At 30.1% G+C, this 12664-nt stretch carries 8 protein-coding genes; 5 read left to right on the top strand and 3 right to left on the bottom strand.

The window, feature by feature from the left end:
* Positions 1-16: 16 nt before the first annotated feature.
* Positions 17-1849 carry an excinuclease ABC subunit UvrC gene (gene uvrC / locus ABDB96_RS02025; RefSeq protein ID WP_343251127.1) on the bottom strand — a complete coding sequence of 611 codons (1833 nt, stop codon included), beginning with the start codon at positions 1847-1849 and terminating at the stop codon, positions 17-19.
* Positions 1850-2202: 353 nt separating this feature from the next.
* On the opposite strand from uvrC, the gene topJ reads away from it, so the two are divergent.
* From topJ to ABDB96_RS02000, 5 genes are all read left to right on the top strand, one after another.
* The gene (gene topJ / locus ABDB96_RS02020) at positions 2203-4476 is read left to right on the top strand and encodes a terminal organelle assembly protein TopJ (RefSeq protein ID WP_343251126.1); all 2274 of its coding nucleotides are present in this window, start codon (positions 2203-2205) and stop codon (positions 4474-4476) included.
* A 104-nt stretch (positions 4477-4580) separates the two neighbouring features.
* Positions 4581-5441, top strand: a complete 861-nt coding sequence (locus tag ABDB96_RS02015; protein ID WP_343251125.1) for a nucleotide exchange factor GrpE — start codon at positions 4581-4583, stop codon at positions 5439-5441.
* 3 nt (positions 5442-5444) lie between these two features.
* On the top strand, positions 5445-5852 hold the full coding sequence (locus ABDB96_RS02010; protein WP_343251124.1) for a hypothetical protein: 408 nt from the start codon (positions 5445-5447) through the stop codon (positions 5850-5852).
* A 219-nt stretch (positions 5853-6071) separates the two neighbouring features.
* Positions 6072-6890 carry an aldo/keto reductase family protein gene (locus ABDB96_RS02005; RefSeq protein WP_343251123.1) on the top strand — a complete coding sequence of 273 codons (819 nt, stop codon included), beginning with the start codon at positions 6072-6074 and terminating at the stop codon, positions 6888-6890.
* Positions 6891-6982: 92 nt separating this feature from the next.
* Positions 6983-7273 carry a hypothetical protein gene (locus tag ABDB96_RS02000; RefSeq protein ID WP_343251122.1) on the top strand — a complete coding sequence of 97 codons (291 nt, stop codon included), beginning with the start codon at positions 6983-6985 and terminating at the stop codon, positions 7271-7273.
* 166 nt (positions 7274-7439) lie between these two features.
* On the opposite strand, the gene ABDB96_RS01995 is transcribed toward ABDB96_RS02000, so the two are convergent.
* Positions 7440-11318, bottom strand: coding sequence for a hypothetical protein (locus ABDB96_RS01995; protein WP_343251121.1), 3879 nt, complete (start codon positions 11316-11318; stop codon positions 7440-7442).
* 123 nt (positions 11319-11441) lie between these two features.
* Positions 11442-12659: a hypothetical protein gene (locus tag ABDB96_RS01990; RefSeq protein WP_343251120.1), complete on the bottom strand. Its 1218-nt coding sequence runs from the start codon at positions 12657-12659 to the stop codon at positions 11442-11444.
* Positions 12660-12664: the final 5 nt, after the last annotated feature.

Genomic DNA, 12664 nt, shown 5'->3' with positions numbered 1-12664 from the left:
ATCAATATAACTTTATTTATTTTTCAGAATGATGATGAAAACTACTGGTTTTATCTTTCGAATCAATTTGTTTTGCAATTTTTTGTTTTAATTCAATAGCAACACTTTTGGGAATGATTTGTGCAAGTTGTTCAACAGATGCAGCATGAATTTTATAAATACTATCAAAGACGCTTAAAAGCTTTTTTTGACGTACAGGTCCGAGATTACTCACATCATCAAAAATCGAATTAAACATCGATTTACGATGCGTATTACGAAAGAAACTAATAGCAAAGCGGTGAACTTCGTCTTGCATATTAACTAAATAAAAATACAATGAACTTGTTTTATCTAGTGGTAATTGGGTTCCGTCTTTTTTGATAATACTTTTTGTTTTATGATGATTATCTTTAACCAAGCCAATTAAATTAATCTGGTTAGTTAGTAACAATTGATCTAGAGCTTTTTTGGCAGCATTAACTTGAATTAAGCCCCCATCAACAATGATTAAATCCGGAAACGGTTTTTTTTCTTTTAATAACCTTAAAAAACGACGATAAATGATTTCATACATGTAGTCAAAATCACTTTTAGATGCCGCTAGTTTAATTTTATACTTCCGATATTCTTTTTTATTGGCAATCCCGTTTTCAAAAACAACCATGGCAGCCACTGGATCGTCATTAAAAAGATTAGAATTATCAAATAATTCGATACGATTAAGGGTTTCAATTCCTAATAGGGATGCTAATTTTTGATTGGCAATCGTAGTTCGTTCTTCACGCATGGCAACAGAAGCATATTTAAGAATTAGTTCATTTTTCGCATTTTTTAAGGCTAATTCCATAATTTGCTTTTGCTTTCCCCTTTCGGGATTACAAATATTTAAATGCAAACTATTTTTAAGAATTAAAGTATTAACATTATCTAAAGAAAGATAAATATGTTTGGGTTGGTAATTTTCACGATAATACTGATATAAATAAGTGGCTAATTGCTCATTTAAATTACCAATATACTTCGTAATCATCGTATGCTTGTTTAAAAGTTTGCCTTTAACATATGAAAAAATAACTAAAACAACATAGTTATCTTTAGTGTCATAAGCAACATAATCTGATGTCGAAAGATCAATTAAATTAATAAATTGTTCATTACTAATAGCATCAATGCTTTTCTGCAGATCAAAATATGTTTGGGCCTGTTCAAAATCAAGATTATTTACAGCATTTTGTTCTTTTTGTTTTAGCATGGCAATAACTGATGCAGTCCCTTTATTAAAAAAATCATCAATTTGTTTTCTTGCTAAATCATATTTATCAACAGTATCTTCGTTAACACATTGCCCCATGCACATTTTCAGATCGTAATAAAAGCATTTCTTATTATGCTTATTAGCACAGCGAATCAGGGGGAAAATTTTTAATAAAAGTTTATAGATTTCGTATGCTTTCACGTCGGTACTAGCAAAAGGACCGTAATATTTTCCTAAACTTGCTTTAAAATTTCTTGTATATAGCAACCGTGGTTTTGGCTCATTTGTGACCAAAATATAAGGATAGCCGTTATTGTTTTTTAGCAAAATATTGTAACGGGGTTGATGTTTCTGAATTAAATTAGCTTCTAAAATTAAAGACTCATTTTCCGTCTTGACAATAATAAAATCAACGTCAGCAATTTCAGAAACTAAACGAGTTACTTTGTAATCAGATGTTTTCAAGAAGTATTGGTGAGTCCGGTTATATAAATTCTTCGCTTTACCAACATAGATCACTTGGTTAAACTTGTTTTTTCACAAGTAACATCCAGGTAGTTTGGGAATGTTTTGTAATTTTGTCAAAAGAAGCGGATTATTAATAAGTAGCATATTTAAATAATAGCATAATAGTATATGGAAATTTTTGGTTTAAGACTGCTAAAATTTGATTAGTTAATTCATGTTTATTATTCAAAAATAATCCAGGTAGTTCCTAAATTACAACTATACGAAAAACGATAAATAAAAGTAAATCTAAGCACTGAATAGTAGAAAAGAAGTTTTTCTAAGATAATAAAGTTCGTTTAGCAGCAAAAAAAATGAGTTTTTTCAAAAATCTTGTTTTATTTTTTATAAAACTAAAATTCATCACTTTTTTTACAGAATATTTTAGTAACATATAATGGATTATTTTGAAAACTTTTCCAACGAGTTTTATAATTTAATTAGTTGGGGTTGAAAAAATGGAGAAAAAGAAACACGATTACTATGAAATCTTAGGGGTTGATCGCGACTGTGATAGTTACACGATAAAAAAAGCGTTTCGTAAACTAGCTAAAAAGTATCATCCCGACCGTAATGGTGCTCGTGACGCAGCGGAAAGATTTGCTGAAATTAACGAAGCATACGAAGTTTTAGGCAATTCTGAAAAACGAAGAGATTACGATCGTTTTGGGCACGGTGATGAGGAAAAGTCATCAGATTTTTCATTCGCATCACGGGAAGTTTTTTCGTCCTTTTTTGACATTATTAATGAATCACAAGCATTCACCCAATCATATGATCAATGATCTGAAACCAAACCTAAGAAAAAAAGAAAATCAAAAAAAAGAGGCCACAAGAGTAGAGAAATTACAACGAATAACGATCAACCAACAAAAAGTTTTTTTGATTCGTTGTGAAATGAAGAACCAAATTTTGCAGCAGGCTTAGACAATTCAGATCATTCGCAAGAAGAAAATGAATTTTGACGCCAATGCGTTGGTAATCCTGATTACGGTTATTATCAGGGTGAAGAATGGGTATGAAATGGTTATTTTGATGAAAACGACCAATGAATTCCTAACCAAACTGATCCTGAAAAACCAATAATGGACCAAAATAATGAACCACAAGATGGCTGACCGACATTGCCTGTTGCTAACTCGTCAGATTTATTTAAATTACAAGAAAATCCCACCATTTCTGAAATAAATTCTTTCGAACCATCGATACACTCGTTTGAAAATGACTCGCAATCAAATGCATTCAATGGCAATGTTCACAACGAAATTAATAAAAATACCGAGATCAGCCAAGACGAAGATTTAATTATAAAACAACAATCGAAAGATTTATTAGTCCATATAGAGCCGCGATCTGATGATCATGTGTCTAACAAACTTTTTGATCAACTTGTAGAAAATGAAGAAACAAAAAATAGCTCAGCAACAAGTAACATTCAATTAGAAGAAGTTGTTATAAGCAATCTTAACGATTTAAACAACACATCAATTACTAATAATGATGTTGACATGAACCATGAAGAACCAATTTCAGAAGTTACCGTCGATCAGTCTAGTCAAAAAACTAGTAAAGAAATTGTCACAATTCCAGTTGAACAACCGTTATCTGAACAGCAAGATAATAATCCCATTAACTTCGTTTTAGATAAATTAAATAATTACCAAACGAATTTGCCAGACTTTAATAATAGTGAAGCAAATACTCTCCATCAAAAAGATGAAAACAGCAATGAAATAAATCATAACAATATTGATCTTGCAAACAATAATGAATTGACCACAGTAATTACCAAGCTAATTCACGAAAATGTTCAACCTGACCCACAGCTAGAACCTTTAAGTGAAAATGTCAGTGAATCATTAATGCAAACTCTAACAGAAGTTGTCGATGATATGATTGCCAATAGATTGCCAGATGATCAGGTCTTGCAAATCACTAAAAAACGAAATCTGGACATTAGCTATGAAGTCAAAATTCCGCAAATATTATTATTTAATAACGCTACAAGAAGGTTAAAATATTACCGCTGCATTCCATGTAAAACCTGTCATTCAACCGGGGCCGATCAAAATGATCCTAATGCTTTCTTGGAATGTTTTAGTTGCAACAATAAAGAAGCAATGGGTGCACCATGTCTAACATGTAAGGGTTATGGAAAATTAATTAGGGTACCGTGTAAAAAATGTAAGGGAAAATCGTATGTTAAAGAACAAATTGTTCTAGATATTAATTTGCCCATCACCGACCGACTAAAATTAAAAGTTAACTACCCAGGGTTTGGACACATTGTGGATGAGTGAAACCAAGGTGATCTTACGATTAATTTCACTGTTATCAAAAGTAAACTATTCAAGCTTGATAAAAACAATGTTTGGACAATGGCGTTAATCAATCACAAAATTACCAGATTAGGTGGTGAAATATTAATACCAACTTTAAAACAATTAATTCGAGTTAAATTAGATCCGGGAACAAAACCAAATGATCAGTTAATTATTGAAGGTCAAGGCTTTCCGCCACGTTATGATGTAGTTACTAAACAATTTATGCCTCAAGGTAATTTAATTGTTAGAGTCATAGAACCAAAACACAAATTTAAAAATCTGAAACACGAAACTTTTAAAGCATACATCAAAGAATTTTCGCGTTTAGTTCATAAAGAATTAGATGCTTTAACAGTCAAGAATAATCATTTACAATTTGAACCTATTGAATCTAGTTCGCAAGAATAACGCAACAAGTAAAACTAAAAAAACCAACGGGATTAATAAAAATTCAAACGATAACAATTAATCGTAAATTATTAAGGTATCTTGTTATAATTTAAGAGGATATTATGGATAACGTAAATAACAACTTTAATCAAAATATAGAAAAACTGAAATCTTTTTTAAAAGAAAATAATCATCAAAAAAACAAAACAGTAGCAAACGAGATCGATTCTTTAATTGCTGCTATTGAACAGTCATACAAGCATTCGCTTGAAAAAGATATCACTATAAAAAACGAGGAATTTTTGAAAAAAGTTAAAGAAGTTGAGAATAAAGCAGCACTAAAAATCGCCGAAAAAATTGATGAATTAGACAAAAAAAAGAAGGAAGAATTGGAGAGTGCCAAGCGGTTTGCCATCGAAAAATCAATTATATCAGCGATCAATGTTTTAGACCAACTTGAAATTGCTTTAGGCTATGCTGCCCTTGATCCCACCATTAAAAATTATGTGGCGGGGTTTCGAATGGTTGCTGATTCATTTTTAAAGTGATTAAACGAAATGAATATTGAAAAAATGCCGATCGAAATTGGGGATCCCTTTGATGATCAAACGATGTCAGCCTTTGAAAAGCTTGAGTCAAATTTGCCGAAAAACCATGTGGTTAAAATCACAAAGGCATGTTACACATTACATGACAAAATTATTCGCCATGCTGTCGTGGCGGTGAGTGATGGTAGTCTAGCAACGAAAAATGTTTTACAGGAAATTAAAACTGTTGCGATTGAACCTACCGTTAACAAAACCCAACAAATTCATCCAACCACCCAAATTAAAAACATTATTCCGTTAAAGCAACATCTAACAATTCAATCAATTCCGCCACGAATTAATCACACGCAACAAATTTTGCATCATGTTGATGAATCCAAACCAAAACATGCTACTCAAGTGGTGCCGCCACAGCAAACTACAAAGAAGGTCTAATTTATGTCAGAATCAAATAAAACGGCAATTACCATTCATTTAATGCCTAGCATTGTTGAAGAATTAAAGGCTAACTTAAAAAACCTCCAAGGTAAACAAATTCCTTATGGAACGACTTTAGAGCAATTAATTGAATTAATTTTAAGTAATTACATTAATAGTTCGAAAGCAATGGAAAACATGAATTCCAATATTCTTAAAGAATTACAAGAAAAATTCACTGCCGCAATGAGTGGTGAGCCAGGATCAACAGATTTTTATAACAATCTAATGAAAAATTTTAAAAATATTTTTGATCCTTCGCAAATGACTGAAAATATTTTTGGCAATAGTGAAACTAACGAAACAAATAAGGAAGAAAAAAAAGAATTGCAAAATCAAACTGGTGATTCAAAGAAAAAACTGGATTAAGTTTAAAAATCAGCAAAACAACTAAAAGTTATTTACAAATTTATTTTCATTTGTTTTGATTTTAAAAATTGGTATTAAAGTGTCCATAAAGTAAAATTATCAAAATTAAAAATAAATAATCAATCGTTGGACTAAATCTACTCTTAAGTGACTCGCATTTATTTTGAAAAATATTGTCTAAGTAACGTTAATTGTTTTTAGAAAAGACAAAAGTAAAAAATGACCAAGCAAAAATTAGTAAGTCAATGTTTGATGGGTTTTGGAACTTATAAGAATCAAGAGCCTTTAAGTCAATTTATTGAAAATTTAAGAGTTGTTTGTTCAAACAATGAGTATGAATTTATCGATACGGCACGATTTTATAAAAACGAAAAAAAGATTGGCAGTGCTTTACAAAAATTAAAAAAAGAGTTTAGTTTTCACATATTAGTTCAATCAAAGGTTTGACCAAAAAACTTTACTAATGTGAAAACTGAATTAAAAAAATCAATAGAGGATTTGCAACTAACAAAAATTGATAGTTATTTATTGCATCGGCCGCACTGAGACATGAAAATCAATATTTTAGCATGGAAGCAACTAATTAAATGCCAACAAGCCGGTTTAGTTGAAGAAATTGGAGTTAGTAATTTTGATAAGGAAATGATTGATATTTTGTTCAAACATTCCGGAGTTTATCCAAAAATTAATCAAATCGAATTATCAGTAGCAAACATGCGCTGGGATCGGGTTTTGTATAATCAACAACAGAAAATAATTATCCAAAGTTGACGACCTTTAACAAATGATCAGAAAATTTTCTTAAATCATCCAGTAGTTGTTAAGATTGCAAAAACGCACAAAATCGATAGTGCATTAATACTAATTGCTTTTTTAAAAAATCTTGCTTTGTGTCCAATTATTAAATCACAAAACAATTCCAGAATAGAAAGTAATGCAAAAGCTTATCATGTTAAGTTATCTTCAAAGGAAATTGAACAATTAAAAACCCTAAACATTTACTTAAGCGGCAGCTCAAGTACCTTTGATCTTTTATAAAAAATCCAAAATAAATTGTTCATTTTCCCCTAATTTCAACATTATATTAAGTGGCAAGGTATTAATATTTTGCTATTTTAAAAGGAGGATAAATGCAACTATTATCACTGGATAAAAAAAGAAAAATTTTTGCTGGTTTATCGTTTTGGTCGTTTGCTATGGGTGCAACCTTACTGTTTTCAACGATAATTCAAGGGTTATCAACATTAATTAATTCAGCGAGAGAACCAGAAGTTGCAGGCAGAAGCAGCAATTATTACAACAATTCTTGAGCATCAAACTCAGCAGTAGCAAGTCAACCAGTGTATTTACGGTTTGGACTAACACCAGGAAAATCAGCAATGATGACAAGTGTTTCAGCTAATCCCATCCATTTTTTATAAAATTTAAATCCCTTAAAAACCAGAGTCAAAAATCCTTAGTGTACTAGAATAAGCACAAAAGCAGGTGGACTGCGTGTGCTTATTTTTATTATTTATTTTGATTAAAAAGATTGATAAAAATTAAAAATTATTTTTTTGTTTAACTATATTGTTTTTAGATTTTTAGTTATTTTTTTCTTTTGTTCTTTACGATTGATTTACTTGATTTCTTTGATCTTAATTTACCCTTAGATTTTGAAACTTTAACAGGATTCGATTTGTTTCGAGTTAGTTTTTTGTCACCATAATCAATTTCTTGAACAGTTTTTGATTTGAGCCTATGCCAAAAACCCTTGGATGAGTTTTCTCAATCCGGTTGATTATAAACAAATTGTGGGCCATTTAATTTGTGAAGACTAGTCGTTAAGGATTCGATTTGTTTATTGTCCATAAGATCAGCAATTTCAGTGTTTTTGCCCTTAGATTGCTCAGGTTTTTTTTGATTTTCACGATATGAACTAAAAATATTTGCAGAAGGAAGTTGGCTAGATTGACAAATATGGTTTTTTCCTTGCGTTCTTGGATTGGTATTAGTTTGAAAAGCATGAACATCAGTAGTAATTTGATGCAAATCACTATCAACCTTAATAGGTTTAATCGTTCTTCTTGAAACTGCCTTCGAATCATCGACCATAATTGAATTGTTATCAACGTGCTCAATTTCATTAAAATTCTTCGGCTTTTCTAAATCAAAACAATTAATTGGCGATAAAGAATCTGTTTTGACTGTAGATAAAATTTGAAAATGTTTCTTTTGTTTTGGCTTTCTAGTTGTATGATTATCTTGACCATCTTTTTTTAAATGATACGCTAACATATTATCTTCAGGTTTTGTAAGAATTTGAGAACTTTTAGGATCAAGAGGTTTTTTTTCATTTTCTACATCATCAACATCTTCATTATTATCCTTTTGATCAAATCCTTCAGAATTAAAACCAAATTTATCAAACATAAATTCACTTAAAAAATTACTGTCATCTGATGAATTAAATGTTTCATCATTTGCCAATAGATCAGGTGATGAAACAGCAGTATTTTTTGTAAAAATTACTTCTGGAGCAGCAAAAACTAATTCGTCATCAGTTGTTATAGTGCCCGGTTTGTTTTCGCAAACGTTGTCGAATGAATCTTCATCATAAAATATTTCATTCGAAACTAGCACTTCATTATCTAAACTGAAATTTTTTTGATCAGCATTATCGTTTCCATGAATTATTTTAGAATCATCAAGTTTTGTATCATTGTCAAAATAAACTACGTCATTCTTGTTGTTTAAAACATTGTCTTCTTTCTTTAAAGATTCTTCAGAGTTCCAAACAATGTCAACATCAGACGATGCTAACGAATCACTATCATCAATCAAGTTATGAACATTATCGAAAACGATTTTTTTTTCATCAGATATTTCTTCAAAATAGTCATTGTCTTTTAACATAATTGGTGAATCAGTTTTATGAAAATTAAAATCATTAGAAGGTTCGTTAATTAAGCGATCAACTTCGATCATTTTAAAAGTATCATTTTGTTCCAAATTTTGATCGTTTTGGTTTGAACCAAAAGAATTGGATTTTGTATTTTCAAAAGATTGATCCTCATTTTTAGTTTTCTGAAAATCATTTTTCTTTTTTGAAATAAAACTACTTGCATCTTTGAGTTCAGTGATCAATTCAGAATCTAAAATATCATCAAATTCAACATTCGTTTCATTTTCATCTAACAGGTGTGCTAGTAAATCATTATTTAAAACAGATAATTCCTTTTCAAAATGATTAGAAGAAATTTCATTGGTTTTTAATTCTAATGAAGAATCAACTTCATCATTATTGATTTTTTTGTCGTTTTGAATTTTATCTAAATCTAGTAGGACCGGTGCAAATGCTTCTAATGGATTTAAATAATCGTTCTCATCTGAAAAAATTAATTTAGGAGAGTTAATTTCTAGTTGATCTTGAACAGAATCTACATTCTTTTCATCAGAATCAATGGTTGCAAACGGAATAAATTCTTCATAACTAGGATTTTGGAAATCAAACGGAATAAATATTTCTGTATTTGATTTTTGTAATTCCAAATTGTTAACAGAAGAGACAATTGGTGTAATATTTGGCTCGTTATTAACAACTAACTCAATAACTGTATCATCAGGGATAATCACTTGTTGTTTTTTAATAAGTGATTTGTCAATCTCTTCTTCGTCGTGTTGAATGGAGTGGTGATGATCATTTTCAATTGCCAAAATTTTTTGACCCATAACATGATCAACCGTGCTGCCGGAAAATAGTTCAACATTTTCGTTGCGTAAAGGAGTTGGAATAAAAATTTCGTCATTTCGTTCTTCGTGTAAATTGATAGGTAAAAGTGAATCATCAAATAAATTATGTAATTCCTCTTCATTACTTTGGTTACTTTCATGATTATTTTCCATCGAAATTGAAGATTCAAATAAATCTACATCATATGATCCATCAATCATTTGCAAATCATCAACAAATACCGTTTCTGGCTCAGAGAAAACACCATCTAAATTCTTAGATGATATGGATTGTTCTAATGTAGTTTGAACTAACGAACTATCATCAACTTCTAAAAGATCATCAACAACTTGGTTTTCGTCACTATTAACGAGAATTTCTTCACTGCCTGAAAAAATGTTTGAATCATCAATCAATTTTACATTAACTGAATCAATGGTTTTAGCATCATGATCACTACGATCACTATTTTCTATAACAAAATTAACCATAGGCACAGAAAGATCGTATGAAGAATGATCATCGAAACTTTCTACTAATAAATTATCGCTAAGTGCAATTTTTGTAGTTTGTAATAAATCATTTTTTTCTAAAAATGCTGCATTAATTGAATTTGATTCTAATGTATCACTATTGGTATTATATGGCCAAGAAGAGTAAATGCTAGATGAATTGTGATGAAAAATTTCTTGTTCGATTTTGTTTTGTAAAATCGGGTCAAGATTTAAAGTATCTGGAGATTTGTTTTCAAAGGATTTTACATGTGAAATTTCCGCTTCAGATAAAACATTATTCGTTTTTGAAAATTGTCTAGTATCATCTAAAGACGTTGGTTCAAACGACGGAACAAAAGGAATAAAAGTTTCGAACTTGCCGTCTTCTGAAATCATCGCTTCGTCTTGATTCAAGGATACAAAATTCTTATTTTCAACTAAGTTATCTTCTGAAGTCAAAACGTCAGTAATTAGCATTTCATTATTTTCATTTTTTAGATCTAAAGTATTGGTAGCGGCTTCGCTTGATATTTCTTGCAAAACAGATGTAGTCAAACATTCTGTCATTTGAACAGAATCATTTTTTGTTAGCGAAACATCATCATGGTGTTTTGTTTTAGTGTTATCTACTTCAAGTGCTATTTTTTCTTCTCTGTCGAAATTAATAGTTTTGACAATATTTGAATCATTTTCCCGATTTAAAACATTAATAAGCGTTTCGTCTGATCTTTCTTGGAAATTGGAAGAATCCAAAGGTTGTGTTACCTGGAAAGAATCAATTTTTTGAATCGTTGTTTCTTTGTTATTTGTAGTTGAAAGATTTTCACTACCGACTTCATGTGTTAAATGGGAAACTACTGGTGAATCTGCTGAAATAATTACTTTAGTAACTTCATTATAGACTTGATTCGCTTCATTACTTAAATCGTCAGAAACGATTTTGCTAGCATCAATTATTTTAGACTTGTGTAAAGATTTTGTATCAATCAAAAAATCATCAGAATCCTGAATGGATTCTTGATCATCTTCAAAAATAATAATCGGCTTTGTTTCAAAAGACGTAAATGGGGTATTATCATCGTTAATAACAAGTGTATCAACATCTTCAACTATAGAAGTAAAGGAAGCAGTTGGATGTTTACTATTATTTGGTTGTGAATCGGTATTGTAATGATTGCTGGAAACTTCTTCTGTTTTTTGCTGTTCATCTGGAAACTGCGAATTTTTGATTTCTTTATTTTCGACATCTTTTTCTGTCATATTCTCGTCTCCATTATTAAAGCAAATAATCGCTTATTGTATAAGCAAATTATAATATACTTAACTAATAAAAGAAAATAAAGCAAAAGAAATTTTTTAATCAAATTTTCTGAAATATAAATTCTAGTTTAATTTAATCACTGGATTAGTTTTATTGGATCAGTTGATCAAAAAATTTAGTAAATTTTTAAATTGAAAATAATGGGTTTTTTTAATATTTTTATTTTGAAGGTAAACAAGCATTGGTCCCTGCGAATAAGGGGCAATGCCAGTTTGCAACAACATTTGCTTTTCTAAATCAAATAAAGAAACTTGCTCGTCATACGGTACATACTCATCTTTTAAAACAACCATTTTTGCAAATGGTTTGTATGAACTTGCAAAAACGCTAATTCAGATTCTTAAATTTGCCAAAATTCCTTTTTCACCAAGATTAATTCCGGCAAAAAGACCGTAGTTCATCGGGTCAGCAAAGACTAAATAAACCTCGTTAGGATTAACGCGCTTTAAATCTTTAGAGTATACACAGAAGGAACGAATAATTTTAGTTGCACTTAAAATGCGAATAATCTCGTGTAATTCAATTACATCGAGTTTTAAATGCGTAGCTAAAACAACAAAGTTAAAAACAGGAATTTGTGCGTAAGCGATTAAATGTAATAATTGCAAACAAACATGAATACTATACTTTTTTGTGTGTAGTTCATAAACATCATGACGTAAAATTTGTTCGACCATTTCGCACAAACGTACTGCTAAATGATTAGGTGTTTTTGGGCTACAAACTAGTGATCCATTCGTGTTTAAAAAATGGCTAAAAGCACTAAGTGAATTTTCCCGTTTTTCTAAAACTTGCAACCATTCATTATAACTAACCGGATTAACAAAATAATGGTCACAATTTTGTTGATGAAAAAATTTAGTATACAATAAACCAATTTGGTTAAAAAATAAGTAAAAACGACAATTATACTTTCGGCTTAATTGTTTAAATTGGCGAATCATCACTTTCGTATTCAATAAGTTTTGAACTTCATTGATAAAAACTGTTGTGTTATTATTTTCGCGCAGAAAATTAGTTAGTTCATCAAAATCAAAAGTTTCTTGTTTTAAGTGATTGTCCGTATAATTAAACAAAACAACACGATTTTTTGTGCTTAAATTAGCAATTAATTGTGCACAAATTTGGTTTAATCCTGTATCAGAAATCCCACTAATAACAACAATTGAGCGATTTGGCGAAAGCGAAATCTGATCAAATACATCGTTAGGACGATTAACTAAATTAGCTTTTAAAATTCTCTGGACTCATTTTGTTAAAGTTTCATTTTGTAAAAACATAACTC

This window comes from Mycoplasma amphoriforme A39, assembly GCA_000723365.1.
In the GTDB taxonomy this organism is placed as follows: domain Bacteria; phylum Bacillota_I; class Bacilli_A; order Mycoplasmatales; family Mycoplasmoidaceae; genus Mycoplasmoides; species Mycoplasmoides amphoriforme.
This window is presented reverse-complemented; position numbering and strand designations above follow the sequence as displayed.